This window comes from Penaeicola halotolerans (genome assembly GCF_016464625.1).
GTDB lineage: Bacteria > Bacteroidota > Bacteroidia > Cytophagales > Cyclobacteriaceae > Penaeicola > Penaeicola halotolerans.
The window spans coordinates 1-234 of the sequence record NZ_JAEAGO010000234.1 but is presented as its reverse complement, the minus strand read 5'-3'; the positions used below and the strand labels follow the sequence as shown (position 1 = coordinate 234).

1 pseudogene is annotated in these 234 nt (G+C 45.3%); it reads right to left on the bottom strand.

The annotated features are described in order from the left end of the window. Positions 1–234: pseudogene (locus I5349_RS14115) on the bottom strand (hypothetical protein); the annotation flags it as partial.

Genomic DNA, 234 nt, shown 5'->3' with positions numbered 1-234 from the left:
TTAGCCAACTCCGTTTTACCCACCCCCGTAGGCCCTAAGAAAACAAATGTACCGATTGGTTTTTTAGGATCCTTTAAACCTACTCTTGTTCGTTGTATCGCTTTCGTGAGCTTCTTGATGGCATCATCTTGACCGATAACTCGCCCTTTGTGATCTTCACCCATGTTTAGCAATTTCTGCCCTTCATTTTGTGCGACTCGCTTGGCAGGAATACCCGTCATCATAGTGAGCACT